This window comes from Lentzea sp. CA-135723, from assembly GCF_050936595.1.
Lineage (GTDB): Bacteria > Actinomycetota > Actinomycetes > Mycobacteriales > Pseudonocardiaceae > Lentzea.
In genome coordinates this window covers 7,609,321-7,628,630 of record NZ_JBNJMK010000001.1, presented here as the reverse complement: position 1 = coordinate 7,628,630, position 19,310 = coordinate 7,609,321, and the positions used below count along the sequence as shown (strand labels likewise).

Here is a 19,310-nt window from a genome sequence, read left to right as displayed (position 1 = left end):
GGCCATGGTGGAGATCCCCTACGGCAAGCGCATGAAGCCGCGGTACGTGCGGTTCCTGATCATCACGGCGGTCGGGATCGCGCTCGTCGCGTTCGGACTCGACATCCCGTGGCTGCTCATCACCCTGAGCATCCTGGGCGTGCTGAACGCCGTCGTGTGTGTGGGCGCTCTCTACGTGCTGACGAAGCAGCCGCACACCGTCTCGGACGACGAGCTGCGGCTGCGCCAGCTGGGGTTCTTCGACTGGCGGCTGCCCACGTCGGACCTCGGCCAGGCCCAGCTCGCCGAGCGCACCCACAAGGGTCAGCGCAGCGTCGAGGTGATCGGCGACGCGCTCGTCATCCAGTCGCTGACCAGGACGAACGTCACCGTGCCGTTCCGCGAGACGCAACTCGTGGACCTCGGCAAGACCGGCGTGCAGCGGGTCGCGCGGGTCGAGTTCTGGGCGGACGACCCGGAACGCGCCGTCCGCGAGATCAACGCCAGGACTACTTAGGGTCCCACTTCTCCAGGTTCCACCACGGGCCCCAGGCGAGCGCGCCGTAGGAGTTCGGGTCGACCACGGGCTGGTAGCCGTTCCACGAGTCGCGCAGCACGTACGCGTGCTCGGGGAACACCAGCACGGCCATCGACGGCGCCGCGACGAACGCCTGCTGGAAGAGCTTGTACGCCACGGCCCGCTGCGCCGGGTCGATCAGCCGGCGGCCGTTCTCCAGCGCGGCGTCGGCGGCCGGGCTGCCCTGGCCGCGCAGGTCGTAGAGCATCAGGTCGGGGTCGAACGGCGAGCCCTCGCCGTACAGCAGCGCGTCCTGGGCCATCCGCGGCCGGATCGCCTCCCACGACAGCCCGGCGAGCTGCACGTCCACGCCCACGGCCCTGGCGTCGGCGGCGAACGCCGTCGCGAGGTCGGCGCGCAGGTCGTCGCCCAGCGGGTACATCAGCGTGAACCGGGCCGCGACGCCCTCGCGCACGCGGATGCCGTCCGCGCCGGGCACCCAGCCGCCGACGTCGAGCTGGCGGGTGGCCTCGGTCTTGTCGAAGGTGAACTTCGCGGTGGGGTCGAACTCCTCCGCCAGCGCGTCCGGCACCGGCGTGTACGCGATGGTGCCCTTGCCCTCGAGCAGGCTGTCGATCATGGCCTGCCGGTTCGCGGCGAAGTTGAGCGCGAGGCGGACGGCGGCGTTGCCGGTCACCGGGTTGCCCGCGGGCAGCCGCACGGCCCGGTAGTCGGCGCTGCGGTGGTACTGGACCTGCAGGCCCGACCTGCCGGTGAACTGCGCGGCGATCTTGGGCGGCAGCACCGTGCCGTCGAACTCGCCGTCCTGCATGCGGCGGGCGCGCTGGTTGTCGTCGGTGACGAACACGACTGTCACCTTCTTGACCTTCGGCGCGCCACCGAAGTAGCCGTCGTTGGACTCCAGCAGCAGCCGGTCGCCCTTCTTCCACTCGCTGACCTTGTACGGCCCGGTGCCGATCGGCTGCCCCTCCGGCGTCGCCTGCTCGCTGGGCAGGATGCCGAGCACGAGCAGGTGCGGGAACGCGGCGTGCACCTGCGTCAGCGTGAAGCGAACAGTCGACGGGTCGACCTGCTCCACGCTCTTCAGGGTGCTGAACCGCTCCTTGACCGTCGTCTGCAACGCCGCGGTGTACGTGGCCACGACGTCCTCGGCGCCGAACGTGCTGCCGTCGGTGAACTTGACGTCGCCGCGCAGCTTGACCGTCCAGCTCAGCCCGTCCGCCGCCGGTTCGGGCAGGTCGGCCGCGAGCTGCGGGGTGAGCGAGCCGTCCTGGCGGTGCTCGACCAGGCCGTCGTAGATCTTGGACACGCCCTGCGCGCCGTACCCGAGCAGCGGGTTCAGCGTGGTGGGCTCGTCGCGGTCGGCCAGCACGATCGACGTGCCGTTCGTCCCACCGTCCGGGCGGGGTGCGGCGGTCTCGGTGCAGCCCGCGACGGCCAGCAACACGACTAGGAGCAGTGGGGAACGCACAGTGTTAGACCTTATCTGGCCAGGACCCTACAGTTGATCCCCATGCGGATCGCCGTGAGTCAGATCAGCTCGACCACCGATCCCCGTTCCAACCTGGAGCTGGTGCGGGACGCGGTGCGGCGGGCCGAGGGCGCACGGGTCGTGGTGCTGCCCGAGGCGACGATGTGCCGGTTCGGCGTGCCTCTCGGGCCGGTCGCCGAGCCGTTGGACGGGCCCTGGGCGTCCGCGGTGCACGAGATCGCCGTTGCCCACGACGTGGTGGTGGTCGCCGGGATGTTCACGCCTTCCGGTGACCGGGTGACGAACACGCTGCTGGTGACCGGGCCGGATCTGCACGTCGGGTACGACAAGATCCACCTGTTCGACGCGTTCGGGTTCCAGGAGTCGCGCACGGTCGCGCCGGGTTCCTCGCCGGTCGTCTTCGAGGTCGACGGGGTCACGCTGGGTGTGGCCACCTGTTACGACGTCCGCTTCCCCGAGCTCTTCCGGGCGTTGGCGGACAAGGGTGCTTCGGCGGTGCTGATGGGTGCGTCGTGGGGTGCCGGGCCCGGTAAGAAGGAGCAGTGGGAGCTGCTGGTGCGAGCGCGCGCGTTGGACTGCACGTCGTTCGTCGTCGCGTGCGGGCAGGCTTATCCGGGGGATCTCGGGTCTTCGGCGCCCACCGGGATCGGGTACTCGACCGTCGCCGATCCGTTCGGGAACGTCGTGGTGCAGCTGTCGGAGCAGGTGTCCGACACGGTGGTGGACCTGGACTTCGACGTGGTGGCTCAGGCTCGTGAGGTGTTGCCGGTGCTCGCGAACCGGCGCTTGACCTCCAGTTAGGTCGAGGCTCACTGGCGGTCAACACATTCGCGAAACGGCCGCCGCTAGCGCAGGTCCATGCCGAGGTCGAGCGACGGGCTGGAGTGCGTGAGGCCGCCCACCGCGAGGTAGTCCACGCCCGTTTCGGCGTACGCGCGGGCCACGTCCAGGGTGAGGCCGCCGGACGCCTCCAGCTTCACGCCGTCCGGGCGACGGGCGACGGCCCGGGCGCACTGCTCTGGCGTGAAGTTGTCCAGCAGCACCAGTTCCGCGCCCTCGGCCAGCGCCTCGTCGAGCTGTTCCAGGCTGTCGACCTCGACCTCCATCAGCAGGTCGGGGGCGTGGGCACGGGCGGCGCGGATCGCGGCGCCGACCGAGCCCGCCGCGGCGACGTGGTTGTCCTTGATGAGGATCGCGTCGCCGAGGCCCATGCGGTGGTTGACGCCGCCGCCCGCGCGCACCGCGTACTTCTGCAGCAGGCGCAGGCCCGGCAACGTCTTGCGGGAGTCGCGGACGGCCGCGCCGGTGCCCTCGATCGCGCTGACCCAGCGGGCGGTCTGGGTGGCGATGCCGGAGAGGTGGCAGATCAGGTTGAGCGCCGTGCGTTCGACGGTGAGCAGGCCTCGGGTCGGGCCCGTCAGCACCAGGGCGGGTTCGCCCGGCACGGCCTTGTCGCCGTCCTGCGCCTCCGAGAGGATCTCGATCTCGGGCAGGTAGCGCTGGAACGCCGTGCGCGCAACGGAAACGCCGCACAGGACGCCGGCCGCGCGCGGGGTGATCTCGGCGGTCGCCACCGCCTTCTCCGGCACGGTCGCGAGCGTGGTGGCGTCCAGGCCGTAGCGGAGGTCCTCTTCCAGGGCCAGCTGGATGACCCGGTTCGCGTCGTCCCAGTCGATGGTCATGCGACACCTTCTGCGAGCACGGGATCGGCCAGCACGGGCTGGCCGGTCGGGGTGAGCCGGACGAGCTGGCTGCGTTGCCACGCCTGCGAACGCTCCGTGTAGTCCGTGCGGACGTGGCAGCCGCGTGACTCGGTGCGTTGCTGCGCGGCGGCGATCAGGGCGCGGGCGGCCGTGGTCAGCGCGGCGTCCTCGACCAGTTCGCGGGACTCCAGCTGCTTGTCCACTGTGGACACGTCGAGCACCGAGCCGACGACGGCCAGGCCCTCGGCGTCACGGCCGATGGCGGCGTAGCGGGACATGACGCGCTGCAGCATGTCCCGGTCCGCGACCGGGGCCGTCGGGAGGACGGGGTCGACGGTGCGGGCCGGTGCGATCAGGCCGATCGCGAGGTCCGCGGCGACGGTCTCCGCGGCACGGGTGCCGCAGACCAGGCCTTCCAGCAGGCTGTTGGAGGCCAGGCGGTTCGCGCCGTGCAGGCCCGTGCGGGCGACCTCGCCGACCGCGTAGAGGCCCGTGACGCCGGTGCGGCCGTCGACGGTGGACACCACGCCACCGCAGGCGAAGTGCGCCGCCGGGGCGACCGGGATCGGGTCCTTCGCCGGGTTGACGCCGACCGAGACGCACGCCGAGTAGACGGTCGGGAAGCGGGTCGCCATGTCGTGCAACGCCGTCGCGTCCAGGAAGACGTGGTCGTCGACGCCGCCGGGCTCCAACGCCATGTGGCGGGTGATCGCCGCCGCCACGACGTCGCGCGGGGCTAGATCTTCGAGCGGGTGCACGCCCTTCATCACGCGCGCACCGGTCGCGTCGACCAGCACGGCGCCCTCGCCGCGCACGGCCTCCGTGACGAGCGGGCACCGGCCGCGCGCGCCCCGGCCCGTGTAGAGCACGGTCGGGTGGAACTGGATGAACTCGACGTCCGCGGCCAGCGCGCCGGCGCGCAGGGCCAGCGCGAGGCCGTCTCCCGTTGCCACGGAAGGGTTCGACGTCGCCTGGTACATCTGGCCGAGGCCGCCGGTCGCGAGCAGCACGGCCGGCGCGGTGAGCACGCCGGGCACGCCGTTGCCGTCCAGCACCAGAAGTCCGGCCACGGCACCGAGCGGCGTCTTGACCGCGTCGACCGCGACGTGGTTCTCCAGCAGGGGAACCCGTCCGTCCACAGTGGCCTTGAGCAACGCGCGTTCGACCTCGGCGCCCGTCGCGTCGCCGCCGGCGTGCACGACGCGGAACGCGCTGTGGCCGCCCTCGCGGGTGCGTTCGAGCAGGCCGTCCGGCCTGGCGTCGAACACCGCGCCGCGTTCGCGCAGCTTCGCGACGGCCGCGGGGCCGTCGGTGATGATCGCCGCCACCGCCGTGTCGTCGCAGAGACCCGCGCCCGCCGTCAGCGTGTCCTCGATGTGCTTGCCGACCGAGTCGCCGGGGTCGTGCTGGTCCTCCATGACGACCGCGACGCCGCCCTGGGCCCAGCGCGTGTTGCCGTCGTCGCCCGCGGCCTTCGTGACGACCAGGACCCGGAGTCCCAGCTCACGAGCCCGCAGCGCGGCGGTGAGACCCGCCACGCCGGTGCCGACCACGATCAGGTCGGCTCGCGCCTCCCAGCGCGCGGCCATCACTCACCGCCGCCGGGCTGGCCGATCTCGATCATGCGCTGCACGGCACCCTGGGCGCGCTTGGCCGTCTCCAGGTCCACGTGGACCTCGTCCAGGCCGTCCCGCACGCACCGCAGCAGCGCGGCCGGCGTGATCATCTTCATGTAGGTGCACGACGCGCGGTCGTTCACGGCGCGGAAGTCGATCTCCGGGGCGGCCTTGCGCAGCTGGTGCAGCATGCCGACCTCGGTCGCGACGAGGACCTTCGTGGCCTTGGTGCTGCGGGCCGCGCTGATCATGTCGCCGGTCGAGAGGATCTTGACCTTCTCCGCGGGGACGATGCCCTCGCCGCTCAGGTAGAGCGCGGAGGTGGCGCAGCCGCACTCCGGGTGGATGAACAGGTCGGCCTCGGGGTTCGCGGCGGCGCGTTCGGCCAGCTCAGGGCCGTTGATGCCGGCGTGGACGTGGCACTCGCCCGCCCAGATGTGCAGGTTCTCGCGACCGGTCTCGCGCTTGACGTGCGCGCCCAGGAACTGGTCGGGGCAGAACAGCACCTCGCGGTCGGCCGGGATCGACGCGACGACGTCCACGGCGTTGGAGGACGTGCAACAGATGTCCGTCTCGGCCTTCACCTCGGCCGTGGTGTTCACGTACGACACGACGACGGCGCCGGGGTGCTGCGCCTTCCACTCGCGCAGCTGCGCGCCGGTGATCGAGTCGGCAAGCGAGCAGCCCGCGCGCTCGTCCGGGATCAGCACGGTCTTCTGGGGCGCGAGGATCTTCGCGGTCTCGGCCATGAAGTGCACGCCGCAGAAGATGATCGTCTGCGCGTCGGACTGCGCGGCGATGCGGCTGAGCGCGAGGGAGTCGCCGGTGTGGTGCGCGATGTCCTGGATCTCGGGCAGCTGGTAGTTGTGCGCCAGGATGACGGCGTCGCGTTCCTCCGCGAGGCGCAACACCTCGTCCCGCCACGCCGCGTTCGGCTCGACTCCGCCGTACACGCCTGACGCGGTTCGCTCCACGGTTGCGGTAGCGACCATCACTGCCTCCTCGATCCGGGGTTTTCGCCTAGTGGTCGAAAACGTGGCCGATAGTATCAGCCGAGTGGCCGGTGTGGGACATGAAGTTCTGGCAGCTGTGCTGCGGGTGAGAGGTGCGTCACTCCAGGTCATGCTGTGGGAGCGCGCTCGGGAACCACACGCTCACCGCTGGTCGTTGCCGGGCGGCGGGCTGCGGGTGGACGAGGACGTCGAGTCCTCGATCCGTCGTCAGCTGGCGGAAAAAGTCGACGTGCGACAGTTGTCACACGTCGAGCAGCTGGCTGTTTTCAGCGCCCCCGACCGCGTGCCGGGACCCCGGGTCGTGGCGACCGCCTTCCTGGGACTGGTCCCTTCGGACGTCGATCCGGAGGTCCCTTCGGACACGGTCTGGCACTGCACTGAGAAACTGCCCGCGATGGCGTTCGACCACGCGTCGATCGTGCATCGAGCGAGGCACCGGCTCGGCTCGAAGCTGTCGTACACGAACCTCGGTTTCGCGCTGGCGCCGCCCGAGTTCACGATCTCGCTGCTGCGCGACCACTACTCGGCCGCGCTGGGCTACCGGGTGTCCGCGACGAACCTGCAACGGGTGCTGTCACGACGGTTGCTGCTGGAACCCACGGGTGGTACCGCTCCCCCCGGCCCGTCCGGCGGCCGGCCCGCCGCCCTGTTCCGGTTCAGCGCCAAGGGAATCAAAGTCACCGATCCGTTCGCCGTGCTGAGGCCGCCGGGATCCGGCCGTCCAGCAGGCGGAGGTGGCACCACGTAACGTTGCACGCGTGGCAGAGACGCTTCCGTTGTTCCCCCTGGGCACCGTGCTGCTGCCCGGCGCGTCCTTGCCGTTGCACATCTTCGAACCGCGCTACCGCCAGCTCGTCGTGGACCTGATGACGGGCTCGCTGTTCGGGCGCACGTTCGGCGTGGTGTGCATCAAGGAGGGCTGGGAGGTGGGCGCCGACAACGTGCGCTCGCTGAAGGACATCGGCTGCTCAGCCGACCTGCTCGACGCCCGGCCGTTGCCGGAGGGCCGGTTCGACATCGTGACGCGCGGGGTGCGCCGGTTCCGCCTGCTGGACGTCGACACGACGACCGCGCCGTACCTGCTGGCGCACGTCGACTACCTGGACGACGCCGCCGTGCCCGAGGCGGCACTGGAGGTCGTGCCGCTGCTGGAGCGCGGGGCTCGGGCGGCGCACGAGCGGTACTGCGGGGCGGCCTGGCACCAGGAGGACTGGTCGGCCCCCGGTGACGACGTCTCGCTCGGGGCGTTGTCCTACCTGCTGGCGGCGGACTGCCTGCTGCCCGTTGAGGATCGGCAGCGGTTGCTGGAGGAGCGGTCGCCTGCCCGGCGGTTGCGGCTGGTGCGGAAGATGCTGCACCGGGAGACCGGGATTTTGAGCGCCTTGAAGGCGGTTCCGGTGCCGCTGACGGAGTTCGGGCACGTTCCCAGCCCCAACTAGGCCGTTCGAAGGCTTCGAACCGACCAAAGCCGCCTGGCGTGCCAGGCGGCTTTGACGTACTCGACTCAGGTCGTTGGCCCGGCTCGAGCAGGCACTCCGTCCGCCGAGGTGGCGTCGATGAGCCCACTCGCCGTCCGCCGAACGCCGCGCTCGCACGGTCTGCCGAGCCACGCCGCCAGCCCGTTGAGCCGCACCCGCCGACGCCGAGAAGCCCATCCCCGCAGGCCGATTGTCGGATCGTTGGATTGTGGCCTTGTGGGATTGTTGAACAATCCTTACTCTGAGGTCCACATCACACTCGACCACTCCTCCACCACGCTGCGAGGTGTCCCATGAGCACGTCCACGACCGAGGACACAGGCCGTTTCGCCTGGTTCCGCAGTCTCGGCCAGAAGGGCAGGCGCGCGTTCGTCGGCGCCTTCGGCGGTTACGGGCTGGACTCGTACGACTACTGGGTCCTGCCGCTGAGCCTGGTCGCGATCACCGGCTACTTCGGCCTCACCAAGGCAGAGGCCGGTCTGCTGGGCACCAGCACGCTGCTCATGAGCGCCATCGGTGGCGCGGTGGCGGGCATCATGGCGGACCGGTTCGGCCGTTCCAAGACGCTGGTCATCACGGTGGCGGCGTACGCGTTCTTCACGGTGCTGTGCGGCTTTGCGACCAACTACGAGACGTTGCTGGTGTTCCGGGCGTTGCAGGGGCTCGGGTTCGGTGGCGAGTGGGCGGCCGGGGCGATCCTCGTGGCCGAGTACTGCAAGCCGAAGTACCGCGGACGGACCGTGGCGTTCATCCAGAGCGCCTGGGCCGTGGGCTGGGGGCTGGCGGTCGTGGTCAACACGATCGTCGCGTCGGTGGCCGATCCGGCCATCAGCTGGCGGATCATGTTCTGGACCGGTGCGCTGCCGGCGATCCTCATCTTCTACGTGCGCCGCAACGTCGACGACGCGCCGGAGACCAAGGCCCAGCCCAAGGAGCGCGGGACGTTCCCGAAGATCTTCCAGGGGCCGATCCTCAAGACCACCCTGTTCGCGGCGCTGCTCGCCACCGGTGTGCAGGGCGGGTACTACACGCTCGCCACGTGGTTGCCGGCGTTCCTGCAGACCGGGCGCGGGCTCACCATCATCGGCACGGGCGGGTACCTCGCGTTCCTCATCACCGGTGCGTTCATCGGGTACGTGTGCGGTGGCTATCTGACGGACTACCTGGGGCGCAAGAAGACCTTCACGGTGTTCGCCATCGCCAGCGCGCTGCTGATCGTGGCCTACACGCAGATTCCCAACGGCGCCAACACGTTGGTCATGTTCCTCGGCTTCCCGCTCGGGTTCTGCATGAGCGCCATCTTCAGCGGGTTCGGGAGCTACCTGTCCGAGCTGTACCCGACTCGGCTGCGGGGCACGGGTCAGGGCTTCACGTACAACTTCGGGCGCGCGTTCGGCGCGGTGTTCCCCGGTCTGGTCGGGTTCATGGCCGACCGGCTCGGCATCGGCGGTGCGATGCTGTTCGGGGCGGCCGCGTACGGGATCGCCGTCGTCGCCCTCATCTGGTTGCCGGAGACCGTCAACAAGGAGCTCGAATGACGACCGCGGGACAGGCGCCGGGGCAGGCGCAGGCCAACCTGATCGCGATTCCCCGGGACTGGGCCTACGACTTCCTCCTCTTCACCCACCGCAACCCCAAGCCGTGCCCGGTGCTCGACGTGCTGGACGCGGGTGAGACGGTCAGCGCGCTCAAGCAGGACGCCGACGTCCGCACGCACGCGCCGCGCTACCGGATCTGGGAGAACGGTGAGCTCAAAGCGGAACCCGAGGACGCCACGCCGTTCTGGCGCGACGACCTGGTGACGTTCCTGATCGGCTGCAGCTTCACCTTCGAGACGGCGCTGACCAACGCGGGCGTCCCGCTGCGGCACGTCGACCAGAAGCGCAACGTGTCGATGTTCGTCACGGACATCCAGTGCCGGCCGGCGGGACGGCTGCACGGCCCGATGGTCGTGTCGATGCGCTGGATCCCGGAGTCGCTCGTCGACATCGCGCACAAGGTCACCGCGCTCATGCCGTCGGTGCACGGGGCTCCAGTCGGCGCGGGAGACCCGAGGATGCTCGGCATCGACGACGTCCACACGCCCGACTTCGGCGACGCTGTGGAACCGGAACCTGGTGACGTGCCGGTGTTCTGGGCCTGCGGGGTCACTCCGCAGGCGGTGCTGATGAAGTCGAAACCGCCGTTCGCGATCACGCACGCACCCGGCCAGATGTTCGTCACCGACATGCCCGACTTCGCCTACCGCGTCGGTTAGGCCTGCACGAGGACGGCGCCTCAGCCGAGGCGTCGTCCCAGGTCGTCCAGCCCGTTCCAGGCCGCGCAGCAGCCGTACGCCAGCGCGGCTCCGAGCGGCCACGCCAGAATCCCCCACCACGTCTCCAAAGACGGCGCGATGAGCAACGTGTCGTTCGCCTTGATCGTCGCCGGCATCGGGTACGCGCCCGCGGCGAGCGAGCCGCCCAGGAACTGCGTGAACCACCCGGCGCCGAACGACCCGAGCGTCATCCCCAGCATCGCCACGGGACCGCGCCGCTGCCGCAGCAGCCACGTCGCGATCCCGGTGATCACGCCGGCACCGAGGCCGATCATCACGAACACCATCAGCGCGTCGAGCCGGTGGTAGCTCTCCAGCCCGATCGGGTAGAACTTGCCGTCCTGCGCCGAGACGATCTTGAGCTGCGCCGGCGCCAGCCACGACCACAGGTACGCGGCGGGCAGCCCGAACGCGAACGTCGTCAGCGCCACCACGACGCCCGGCAGCAGGTCCCGCTTCACCACCACCTTCGGCCGTGGCCGGGGGTAGTAGTGGTAGACGTACGGCGGCTCCGGCACGGGTTCGATGCGCACCGGCGCTGCTTTCTCGTCCATTCGCGAGAGATTACTACCGAGCCGAAGCGGTCTCTCCATGACGGCTGCACCGCGCGGTCCAGCCGTCGGGCGTCACCTGAACGACCATGCGGCGCGCGCACTCGGCGCAGTACCGCGGCGGGTCGATCATGGTCAGCCGCTGACGGCAGAACGCGTGGTCGCCGTCAGCTTCCTCTTTGCCGCAAAAAGAGCAGTAGGTCATCACAGGGTCTGGCTCAGCGCCTTGATGGGCATCGACAGCTCCGTGAGCATGTCGAGGTCCTGCTGCGCCGGACGGCCGAGGTTCGTCAGGTAGTTGCCGACGATGATCGCGTTGATGCCGCCGAGCATGCCCTGCTTCGCGCCCAGGTCGCCGAACGTCAGCTCACGGCCGCCCGCGAACCGCAGGATCGTGCGCGGCAGGGCGAGCCGGAACGCGCCGACCGTGCGCAGCGCCTCGGCGCCCTCCACGACCGGGTAGTTCTCGTACGGCGTGCCGGGGTTCGGGATGAGGAAGTTGAGCGGCACCTCGTCCGGCTCCAGCTCGGCGAGCTGCACGGCGAACTCCGCGCGCTGCGCCAGCGTCTCCCCCATGCCGATGATGCCGCCGCAGCAGACCTCCATGCCGGCGTCGCGGATCATCCGCAGCGTGTCCCAGCGCTCCTCCCAGGAGTGCGTGGTCACGACCTCGGGGAAGTGCGAGCGGGCCGTCTCGAGGTTGTGGTTGTAGCGGTGCACGCCCATCGCCACCAGCTCGTCGACCTGCTCCTGCGTGAGCATGCCGAGCGAGCAGGCGATCTGGATGTCGTTGCCGTCCTCGCGGATCGCCTTGATGCTGTCGCGGACCTGCGACAGCAGCCGCTTGTCCGGGCCGCGCACGGCCGCCACGATGCAGAACTCGGTCGCGCCGGTGTCGCGGGTCTGCCGCGCCGCGCGGACCAGGCCCGGGATGTCGAGCCACGCCGACCGCACGGGCGACGGGAACTGGCCGGACTGCGAGCAGAAGTGGCAGTCCTCGGGGCAACCGCCGGTCTTGAGCGAGACGATGCCCTCGACCTCGACCTCGGGGCCGCACCAGCGTTCACGGACCTGGTGCGCCAGCGCGAGCAGCTCGGGGATCCGGTCCTCAGGTAGTTCGAGGACCTTGAGGACCTGCTCCTCCGACAGTCCGACACCTCGTTCGAGCACCTGCTCACGAGCCTCGTCGAGCACGTCGATCTGTTCCGGAGCTGCGGTCACGGTCTCTCCTCCTCCTGTGGCCTGGCGTGCACTATGCCGCACTGAATCCTTCATCGTGGAGCGACGTAGGTCACTGGACCGCGAACTGAGCCGCGAACGTGTCCGGGTCGAACGCCCCGCCGAACCACGGTGAGAACGATCTCCTGGCAACGGCTAGGAAATCCACAGAACCGAGCTTCGTCACACCCTGGGGCAGCGCGCCGAGCAACGGGGCACCCGCCGCCTCTGGCAGGTCGGCCAGGTTGGTGAGGGAGGCGAGGTCGGGGTGCAGCGGCCAGCTGCCGACCACCACGCCGATGGCTTCGAGCCCACGTCGTTGCAGCGCCTCGGCCGTCAGGGCGGTCGTGTTCAACGTGCCGAGGCCCGCCTGGGCCACGATCAGGACGGGCGCGTTCACCGCCCACGCGATGTCGGCCAGGGTCGAGCCGCTCTCGTCGAACCGCACCAGCAGCCCGCCCGCGCCTTCGACCAGCACCAGGTCGTGGGTCTCGTCGAGCTCCGTCACGACTGCGGCGACGTCCTTGGGGTGCACGGTGGCCATGCCCGCGCGTCTGGCCGCGGTGGCCGGGGCCAGCGGGTCGGGGTATCTCGCCAGCTCACGGGTCGTCACGTCGCCCGCGAGCCGCGCCACCTCCGCGACATCGCCGGGCTCGCCGGGCAGCAGGCCGGTCTGCGCGGGCTTCAGCACCGCGACCCGTCTGCCCTCTGCCCTGGCCAAGGCCGCGATGCCCGCGGTCACGGCGGTCTTGCCGACCTCGGTCCCGGTTCCGGTGATCACCAGCACGCTCACAGGGCCCCACCCTAGAACCTCACCTACGGTGATCACATGACCGACGAACCGATCGTGATGTACGGCGCCGAATGGTGTGGCGACTGCCGCCGGGCCAAGGCCTGGCTGACCCGCAACGACGTGCCGTTCACCTACGTCGACGTCGAGCACGACGACGCCGCGCGCGACAAGGCGATCGAGATCTCCGGTCGCAAGCAGATCCCCGTCGTGGTGCTGCCGAACGGCGAGTTCCTGGTCGAGCCGACCGACACTCAGCTGGCCGCCGCGATCACGCCCTGACAGATCGTCGCGATGTCGTCGTCCGTGCTGATGAACGGCGGCATCGTGTAGATCAGGTCGCGGAACGGCCGCAGCCACACCCCCGCGTCCACGGCGGCCTTGGTCGCCCGTGCCATGTCCACGGGCTCATGCAACTGCACGACACCGATAGCGCCCAGCACGCGCACGTCCTTCACCGACGGCAACGCGCGTGCGGGCGCGAGTCCGGCCGAAAGCCCGGCGGAGATGCGGGCGACCTCGCGCTTCCAGTCCCGCGACAGCAGCAGGTCGATCGACGCCAGCGACACGGCGGACGCCAGCGGGTTGCCCATGAACGTCGGCCCGTGCGCGAGCACCGGAACCTCGCCCTTGCTGATCCCGTCCGCGACCCGCGACGTGCACAGGGTCGCGGCCATCGTCATGTACCCGCCGGTCAGCGACTTGCCGAGGCACATCACGTCCGGGCTGACGTTCGCGTGGTCCGCGGCGAACAGCTCGCCGGTGCGCCCGAAGCCCGTGGCGATCTCGTCGAACACCAGCAGCACGTCGTGTGTGTACGCGAGCTCACGCAACACGTGCAGGTAGCGCGGGTCGTGGAACCTCATGCCCCCGGCGCCCTGCACGACCGGCTCCACGATGATCGCGGCGAGCTCCCCGGCGTGTTCCTCGATCAGGTCCGCGAGGTGCTGGACGTACGCGGTGTCCATCTCGGCCGGCGGTTCGTCCGCGAACACCTGCTGCGGCAGGATTCCGCGCCACAACGAGTGCATCCCGCCGTCGGGGTCGCACACCGACATGGGCGTGAACGTGTCGCCGTGGTACCCGCCGCGCCACGTCAGCAGCCGGCGCTTCTCCGGCCGGTTCCGCGACCGCCAGTACTGCAGGCACATCTTCACGGCGACCTCGACCGACACCGAGCCCGAGTCGCACAGGAACACGTGCTGGAGCTCCGAAGGAGTGATCTCCACGAGCTTCTCGCAGAGCCTGATCGCGGGTTCATGCGTGAGCCCGCCGAACATCACGTGGCTCATCCGGCCGAGCTGCGAGGTGACGGCCGCGTCGAGCACCGGGTGGCGGTAGCCGTGGATGGCCGCCCACCACGACGACATGCCGTCGACCAGCTCGCGGCCGTCCGCGAGACTGAGCCGGACACCGGAGGCCTCCGCGACGAGCAGCGGTTCCTGGGTGCCCGGCATCGGGCCGTACGGGTGCCAGACGTGCGCCTGGTCGAGCTTCAGCAGGTCGTCCACGCGCCCGACATTAGGCGACGGCGGTGCGGGAGGTCAGACCGTCCAGGATGAGGGCGAGGCCGGCCTCGAACGCCTCCCCGTGATCGAGGACGGGGACGTCCGCCGGCAGGTCCGCGGCGCCGCCCGCGCCGGCCTGTTCCTCCAGCACGCAGCCGACCGTGAACCTGCTGGACGCGAGCATCGCCATCCGCGCGTCCGGTTCCGGCACGCCGGACTCGACGAGGAACCGCATCTTGTGCCGGAGCCGGTCGAGGTCCGCGACGGGCGTGCTGCCCGCGTGCAGCCTGGCGCCGTCGCGCCGCGCCAGCAGGGTGTTCCGGAAGCTCCGGGCGTTGTCCAGGAACCAGGCGCGCCAGTCGTCACCGGGAGCCGGCAACGGCTCGGTGGCGTGGGGCGTCATCGCCTCGGCGGCCATGGCGGCGAGCAGGTCGGCCTTGGTCCGGAAGTGCCAGTAGAGCGAGGGCTGCTCGACGCCCAGCCGTGCCGCCAGCCGTCTCGTGCTGACGGCGTCCAGCCCGACCTCGTCCAGCAGGTCGAGCGCCTCGGCGACGACAGCCTGGCGGTTCACCTTGGTCACCTTGACAACCTATCACTGATAGGCAACTCTCGAGAGGAACCATTCACTGATAGATTTTGGGGTGAGGGGCATGGCTGCAGGCTCGGGAACGCGGTCTCTCAAGGTGCTCGTGGCCGGGGGCGGGATCGCGGGAGAGGCGCTGGCCTTCTGGCTCGGCAGGGGCGGTCACGAGGTGACCGTCGTCGAACGCTTCCCGGCGCTGCGGGCGACCGGGGCACAGGTCGACCTGCGGGGGCAGGGCATCGAGGCGGTCGAGCGGATGGGGCTGCTCGGCGCCGTGCGCGAGGCACTGGTGGACGAGAAGGGCGTGGCGTTCCTCGACCCTGACGGCGAGGTCAAAGCGACGATCATGGCCAACACCTCCGGCCGCGGCCGGCAGTCGCTGACGTCCGAGTACGAGATCATGCGCGGCGACCTGGTGCGCATCCTCCACGACGCGGCGAAGGACGACGCCGAGCACGTGTTCGGGCTGAGCGTGGACGGCTTCGAGCAGGACGGGCACCGCGTCCTCGCGCACTTCTCCGACGGGTCGAGCGGCGAGTACGACCTCCTGGTCGGCGCGGACGGCCAGGGCTCACGGCTGCGCAGGGCGATCCTGCCGGACGACGCCGATCCGTACTGGCGGGTCGGCATTCACATGGCCTACTGGTTCGTCCCCCGCATCGCCTCCGACGGCGACGTCCGGGACACGTGCATGCTGCCGGGCGGCCGGCAGATCATGCGCCGCAGCCACAACCCGTCCGAGACGCAGGTGTACTTCGTGCTGCGGGAGGAGTCCGAGGAGGCGTCCGCGATCCACCGGCAGCCCGTCGAACGGCAGCAGGAGTTCTGGTCGGGCAGGTTCCGCGACGCCGGATGGCAGACCGGCCGCTTCGTCGCGGGCATGGCGGCGAGCCCCTTCTTCCACTCCCAGGAGGTCGTCCAGGTGCGTGCCGGCACGTGGTCCGCCGGACGTGTCGTGCTGGCCGGCGACGCCGCGCACTGCGCCTCTCCCTACAGCGGCATGGGTGTCTCCGCCGGACTGGTCGGTGCCCACGTCCTGGCCGGTGAGATCAACCGGCTTCCGCACGACCTCCCCGCCGCCCTGGCGAACTACGAGGCCGTGCTGAGGCCGTTCACCGACGAGATCCAGGGCGGGGTGAAACCGCGCCTGCTGCGCCTGGCCCTGCCCAGGAGCCGGCGGGCGATCGACGCCTTCCAGGCCGCCGCCTCGCTGGCCTGCTCCTTGCGCCTGCCCGAACTTCTGACGCGTCTGTCCACAAAGGATCGCGGCGGCGACTGGAGGCTTCCGCCGAACCCCGGCCAGGCGACGTCGAGCGCGCCTGGCCAGGAGTCGGGGACGCGCCACTAGGCGAGGCGCACCGGCAACGTGTGCAGGCCGCGGATCAGCGTGCTGTCCCGCCACCCCAGCGTCTCCGGCTCGGCGGCGAGCGTCAGGTTCGGGAACCGGGCCAGCAGCTGCGTGAGCGCCACGTCGAACTCCAGGCGGGCCAGCGGCGCGCCGAGGCAGAAGTGGATGCCGTGGCCGAACGCCACGTGGCCCTGCGCGGACCTCGTCACGTCGAGCTGGTCGGCGTTCTCGTAGCGCTGCGGGTCGCGGTTCGCGGCGACGAGCGACACCATCAGGATCTCGTCGGCGGGCACGGTGACGCCGCCGAGCTCGACGGACTCCTTGGTGTAGCGGAAGGTCGCGACGTTGACCGGTCCTTCCAGCCGCAGGAACTCCTCGGTGCTCGCCGGGATCAGCTCCGGGCGGTCCTTGAGGATCTGCAGCTGCTCCGGGTTCTTCAGCAACGCGAGCACGGCGTTGCCGATGAGGTTCACCGTCGTCTCGTGGCCAGCCACGAGCAGCAGGAACGCCATCGAGATCAGCTCTTCGGTGTTCAGCCGGTCGCCGGAGTCGTCGGCGTGCACGAGGGCGGAGAAGAACGTGTCGTTCGGCTCGGCCTCGGCGATGGCCGTGACGTGCTGGAACAGGAAGCCGGCCATGGCGCCCGCCGCGGCCTGGACCTGTTCGGGCGTGCCGAAGGACAGCAGCTGGTTGGACCACTCGCGGAAGTCGTCGCGGTTGTCGATCGGGATCCCGAGCAGCTCACAGATCACCGTGATGGGCAGCGGGAACGCGAACACCTCCAGCAGGTCGACCTCGTCGCCGTCGTTCAGCCTGGCGATCAGCTCGGCCGAGATCTCCTCCACGCGCGGCCGCATCAGCTCGACGCGGCGGGCGGTGAAGGCCTTGGTCACGAGCTTGCGCAGGCGGGTGTGGTGGGGCGGGTCCAGGTTGAGCATGTGTACGGCGAGCGTGGGCTCGACCTCGCGGCGCACGTGCGTCTGCGTGGAGTGCTTGGCCATCAGGTGGCCACCGGTCTGGATGTCCTTGCTGATCCTGGGATCGGTGAGGGCGGTCTTCGCCTCGTCGTAGCGGGTGACGAGCCAGGCCTTGAGTCCGTGCGGCAGGATGACTTCCCGCACCGGTCCCTCGGCGCGCAACAGGTCGTGCACCTCGTGCGGGTTCTGGACGTAGTCGGCGGGCAACCGGGTGAGTGTCGTCACCTCACCCAGTTAACCCCGTTTACTCGACCCTCGCCACTATTTCTCGAGCGGTCCTCGTTCCTGCACCGTCCACAGGTTGCCGTCGAGGTCGGTGAAGTCGAAGAAGCTCGCGTAGTTGCGCCGCGCGGGATCTCGGCCCGGTGCGAAACCGCCCTGCCAGTCGGGCATGCCCGCCTTGTGCCGCAACGGTCCTACCCGCACGCCCCGACCTGCGAGATCCCGGTGCGCGGCCTCGATGTCGCTGACGACGAGGTAGTTCCCGACACCCGTGCCGAACTGGATGGAACACCCCGAACCGGGCGGCGTGAGTTGCACGACGCGGAATTGGTCGTTCGGCCGATAGTCGACGTCCAACTCGAATCCGGCCATTTTCGTGTAGAAGGTGATCGCCTTGTCCACGTCGCCGACGGGGATGGTCACGACCTCGATCCGGTAGTCCACGTCAGACCAGCGCCTCTCCACCGTCGACGCTCAGCGAGACGCCGGTCAGGAACGTGTTCGTGAGCGCGAAGTGCACGGCGTCGGCGATCTCCTCGGCTCGTCCGACGCGACCGGCGGGGCTGGTGGCCTCGCGCGCCGCGAACAGCACCGCCTTCTGCTCTCCGAGGCCGTCGTAGGCGCCGGTGTCGATCGTGCCGGGCGAGATCGCGTTCACGCGGATCGGCGCGAGCTCGACCGCGAGGCTCCGGGTGATGGCGTCCACGGCCGCGTTGGTGGCGCCGACCGCGAGCATGCCGGGCATGACCTTGCGGGCGGAGGCGCCCGAGAAGAACACGAACGAGCCGGTGGCGGGCATCCGCGGGGCGAAGTGCCTGGCCAGCAGGATCGGGCCGATGACCTTCACGTCGAACGACGCCCGCACGGCGTCCCGGCCGAGGTCCGCGACGGTGCCGCGGGCCCTGGCCGACGCGGTCGACACGACGTGGTCGACGGCGCCGATCCGTTCGGCGAGCGCCGCGATGCTGCTCTCGTCGGTCAGGTCGACGTGCTCGTCCTGGTTGCGTCCGGCCAGGACCACCGTGCCGCCGGCCTCCCGCACCTTCGCGGCCACCGCTCCGGCGATGCCGCTGTCGCGTCCGATGACCAGTACCTTCATCGCTGTCCCTCGATCTCTTCCGGGGTGAGGCCGCGGTCGATGCCGTGCGGCACAACGGTCTGCCCTGGTTCCAGGGCCAGCTTGCGGTCGTCGAGCCACACGTCGACGACGTCGGGTTCGAACGAGACCCAGTTCGAGACGGGCGCGACCTCGGCCCACGCGTCCGGGTACGACCAGGCGGCGCGCTTGCGGTCACCGATGTCGTAGTAGCTCGCCAAACCCTTGTAGGGGCAGAAGGTCTCGCCTTCGACGTGCTCCAGCGCATCCGCGTCGACGTCCTCGCGGGGCACGTACCAGCGCGTGGCGAAGCCCGACTCGTACAGCGCCAGCGGCCTCTTCGTGTCCGCGACGACCCGGTCGCCGTCCCGCACGACGAGGTGTCGCGAGGTCCGCCGGATGTCGATGCGGTGGTACGGGTCGGCCGCGTGCCCGACGATCCGTTCGTCCTCCTCGTAGAACGCTTCCATTGCGCGCCAGGCGAAAGCGACCCGGTCTCGCAGGATCTCCGCGTGGGCGGGCAGGTCGGCGTGCTGCCACGCCGCGTGCTTCGCCGTCCCCACCGCGAACCACTTGGTGGCGCCGAGGTCGCGGTGGTTCGTCGTGCGCGCCTCTTCTTCGAGGCCCGTCACGTCGTCGCGCGGGAAGTACGCGACCGGATAACGACCGGGTTCGTGCAGCAGCACGACGTCCTCGCTGTCCGCGACCCACTCCCCGCCGTGCCGCACGCGCATCCGTCGACGCAGCGGCTCGGCCCACAACAACCGTTCCGGCAACGGTTCCGGCGTGAGGAACCGCCCCACGGCCTTCGCACCCAACGGCCCCTGCTGCCACGACAGGCCCATGACCATCTCCTAACCCTTTAAGTGATGGTTGATAGT

22 protein-coding genes are annotated in these 19,310 nt (G+C 70.1%); 8 read left to right on the top strand and 14 right to left on the bottom strand.

Annotated features, from left to right (window positions below; genetic code table 11):
• Positions 1 to 4 precede the first annotated feature (4 nt).
• The gene (locus ACQEU1_RS35810) at positions 5 to 496 is read left to right on the top strand and encodes a hypothetical protein (RefSeq protein ID WP_433211183.1); all 492 of its coding nucleotides are present in this window, start codon (positions 5 to 7) and stop codon (positions 494 to 496) included.
• Here ACQEU1_RS35810 and ACQEU1_RS35805 read toward each other — a convergent pair.
• Positions 489 to 1,988 (bottom strand): ABC transporter substrate-binding protein, encoded by a 1,500-nt coding sequence (locus ACQEU1_RS35805; protein WP_433211180.1) that lies wholly within the window; start codon positions 1,986 to 1,988, stop codon positions 489 to 491. The two genes, ACQEU1_RS35810 and ACQEU1_RS35805, sit on opposite strands and share 8 nt — an antisense overlap.
• Positions 1,989 to 2,030: 42 nt before the next feature.
• On the opposite strand from ACQEU1_RS35805, the gene ACQEU1_RS35800 reads away from it, so the two are divergent.
• Positions 2,031 to 2,810: a carbon-nitrogen hydrolase family protein gene (locus ACQEU1_RS35800; protein ID WP_433211177.1), complete on the top strand. Its 780-nt coding sequence runs from the start codon at positions 2,031 to 2,033 to the stop codon at positions 2,808 to 2,810.
• Between the two features lie 44 nt (positions 2,811 to 2,854).
• On the opposite strand, the gene nadC is transcribed toward ACQEU1_RS35800, so the two are convergent.
• Genes nadC through nadA form a run of 3 tightly spaced genes read right to left on the bottom strand, consistent with a single transcriptional unit; the run spans position 2,855 to position 6,320 of the window.
• Positions 2,855 to 3,691, bottom strand: a complete 837-nt coding sequence (gene nadC / locus ACQEU1_RS35795; protein ID WP_433211174.1) for a carboxylating nicotinate-nucleotide diphosphorylase — start codon at positions 3,689 to 3,691, stop codon at positions 2,855 to 2,857.
• Positions 3,688 to 5,301 carry an L-aspartate oxidase gene (locus ACQEU1_RS35790; RefSeq protein WP_433211171.1) on the bottom strand — a complete coding sequence of 538 codons (1,614 nt, stop codon included), beginning with the start codon at positions 5,299 to 5,301 and terminating at the stop codon, positions 3,688 to 3,690. Before ACQEU1_RS35790 ends, nadC begins: the two co-directional genes overlap by 4 nt.
• Positions 5,301 to 6,320 (bottom strand): quinolinate synthase NadA, encoded by a 1,020-nt coding sequence (nadA, locus tag ACQEU1_RS35785; RefSeq protein WP_433211168.1) that lies wholly within the window; start codon positions 6,318 to 6,320, stop codon positions 5,301 to 5,303. The genes ACQEU1_RS35790 and nadA overlap by 1 nt, the downstream gene beginning before the upstream one ends.
• 100 nt (positions 6,321 to 6,420) lie before the next feature.
• Between nadA and ACQEU1_RS35780 the strand changes: the two genes are divergently transcribed.
• The 4 genes from ACQEU1_RS35780 to ACQEU1_RS35765 all read left to right on the top strand — a co-directional run bounded on the left by ACQEU1_RS35780 (position 6,421) and on the right by ACQEU1_RS35765 (position 10,076).
• Positions 6,421 to 7,089 carry an NUDIX hydrolase gene (locus ACQEU1_RS35780; RefSeq protein ID WP_433212002.1) on the top strand — a complete coding sequence of 223 codons (669 nt, stop codon included), beginning with the start codon at positions 6,421 to 6,423 and terminating at the stop codon, positions 7,087 to 7,089.
• Positions 7,090 to 7,099: 10 nt separating this feature from the next.
• Complete coding sequence (locus tag ACQEU1_RS35775; protein ID WP_433211165.1) at positions 7,100 to 7,780, top strand: LON peptidase substrate-binding domain-containing protein; 681 nt, start codon at positions 7,100 to 7,102, stop codon at positions 7,778 to 7,780.
• Positions 7,781 to 8,112: 332 nt separating this feature from the next.
• Positions 8,113 to 9,357 carry an MFS transporter gene (locus tag ACQEU1_RS35770; protein ID WP_433211162.1) on the top strand — a complete coding sequence of 415 codons (1,245 nt, stop codon included), beginning with the start codon at positions 8,113 to 8,115 and terminating at the stop codon, positions 9,355 to 9,357.
• The gene (locus tag ACQEU1_RS35765) at positions 9,354 to 10,076 is read left to right on the top strand and encodes a putative hydro-lyase (RefSeq protein WP_433211159.1); all 723 of its coding nucleotides are present in this window, start codon (positions 9,354 to 9,356) and stop codon (positions 10,074 to 10,076) included. Before ACQEU1_RS35770 ends, ACQEU1_RS35765 begins: the two co-directional genes overlap by 4 nt.
• A 20-nt stretch (positions 10,077 to 10,096) precedes the next feature.
• Here the strand turns inward: ACQEU1_RS35765 and ACQEU1_RS35760 are convergent, their stop codons facing one another.
• The 4 genes from ACQEU1_RS35760 to bioD all read right to left on the bottom strand — a co-directional run bounded on the left by ACQEU1_RS35760 (position 10,097) and on the right by bioD (position 12,698).
• Positions 10,097 to 10,690, bottom strand: coding sequence for a DUF2567 domain-containing protein (locus tag ACQEU1_RS35760; protein WP_433211156.1), 594 nt, complete (start codon positions 10,688 to 10,690; stop codon positions 10,097 to 10,099).
• A gap of 13 nt (positions 10,691 to 10,703) precedes the next feature.
• Positions 10,704 to 10,892, bottom strand: a complete 189-nt coding sequence (locus tag ACQEU1_RS35755) for a hypothetical protein (RefSeq protein ID WP_433211153.1) — start codon at positions 10,890 to 10,892, stop codon at positions 10,704 to 10,706.
• Positions 10,892 to 11,908: a biotin synthase BioB gene (gene bioB, locus ACQEU1_RS35750; protein ID WP_433211150.1), complete on the bottom strand. Its 1,017-nt coding sequence runs from the start codon at positions 11,906 to 11,908 to the stop codon at positions 10,892 to 10,894. Before bioB ends, ACQEU1_RS35755 begins: the two co-directional genes overlap by 1 nt.
• A 70-nt stretch (positions 11,909 to 11,978) precedes the next feature.
• A complete protein-coding gene (bioD, locus tag ACQEU1_RS35745; protein ID WP_433211147.1) occupies positions 11,979 to 12,698 on the bottom strand; it encodes a dethiobiotin synthase in 720 nt (239 codons plus the stop codon).
• Between the two features lie 36 nt (positions 12,699 to 12,734).
• Between bioD and ACQEU1_RS35740 the strand changes: the two genes are divergently transcribed.
• Positions 12,735 to 12,977 (top strand): glutaredoxin family protein, encoded by a 243-nt coding sequence (locus ACQEU1_RS35740; protein ID WP_433211144.1) that lies wholly within the window; start codon positions 12,735 to 12,737, stop codon positions 12,975 to 12,977.
• Here the strand turns inward: ACQEU1_RS35740 and ACQEU1_RS35735 are convergent.
• Positions 12,950 to 14,152: an adenosylmethionine--8-amino-7-oxononanoate transaminase gene (locus ACQEU1_RS35735; protein ID WP_433211999.1), complete on the bottom strand. Its 1,203-nt coding sequence runs from the start codon at positions 14,150 to 14,152 to the stop codon at positions 12,950 to 12,952. The genes ACQEU1_RS35740 and ACQEU1_RS35735 overlap by 28 nt on opposite strands.
• A 64-nt stretch (positions 14,153 to 14,216) precedes the next feature.
• Complete coding sequence (locus ACQEU1_RS35730; RefSeq protein WP_433211141.1) at positions 14,217 to 14,783, bottom strand: TetR/AcrR family transcriptional regulator C-terminal domain-containing protein; 567 nt, start codon at positions 14,781 to 14,783, stop codon at positions 14,217 to 14,219.
• A gap of 70 nt (positions 14,784 to 14,853) precedes the next feature.
• Between ACQEU1_RS35730 and ACQEU1_RS35725 the strand changes: the two genes are divergently transcribed.
• Positions 14,854 to 16,134 carry an FAD-dependent monooxygenase gene (locus tag ACQEU1_RS35725; protein ID WP_433211138.1) on the top strand — a complete coding sequence of 427 codons (1,281 nt, stop codon included), beginning with the start codon at positions 14,854 to 14,856 and terminating at the stop codon, positions 16,132 to 16,134.
• Here ACQEU1_RS35725 and ACQEU1_RS35720 read toward each other — a convergent pair.
• Genes ACQEU1_RS35720 through ACQEU1_RS35705 form a run of 4 tightly spaced genes read right to left on the bottom strand, consistent with a single transcriptional unit; the run spans position 16,131 to position 19,274 of the window.
• Entirely contained in the window at positions 16,131 to 17,336 is a 1,206-nt protein-coding gene (locus ACQEU1_RS35720) for a cytochrome P450 family protein (protein ID WP_433211135.1), read from the bottom strand. The two genes, ACQEU1_RS35725 and ACQEU1_RS35720, sit on opposite strands and share 4 nt — an antisense overlap.
• A 36-nt stretch (positions 17,337 to 17,372) precedes the next feature.
• The gene (locus ACQEU1_RS35715; protein WP_433211132.1) at positions 17,373 to 17,777 is read right to left on the bottom strand and encodes a VOC family protein; all 405 of its coding nucleotides are present in this window, start codon (positions 17,775 to 17,777) and stop codon (positions 17,373 to 17,375) included.
• 1 nt (position 17,778) lies between these two features.
• Positions 17,779 to 18,432, bottom strand: a complete 654-nt coding sequence (locus tag ACQEU1_RS35710) for an SDR family oxidoreductase (RefSeq protein WP_433211129.1) — start codon at positions 18,430 to 18,432, stop codon at positions 17,779 to 17,781.
• Positions 18,429 to 19,274: a DUF427 domain-containing protein gene (locus tag ACQEU1_RS35705; protein ID WP_433211126.1), complete on the bottom strand. Its 846-nt coding sequence runs from the start codon at positions 19,272 to 19,274 to the stop codon at positions 18,429 to 18,431. The genes ACQEU1_RS35710 and ACQEU1_RS35705 overlap by 4 nt, the downstream gene beginning before the upstream one ends.
• Positions 19,275 to 19,310 lie beyond the last annotated feature (36 nt).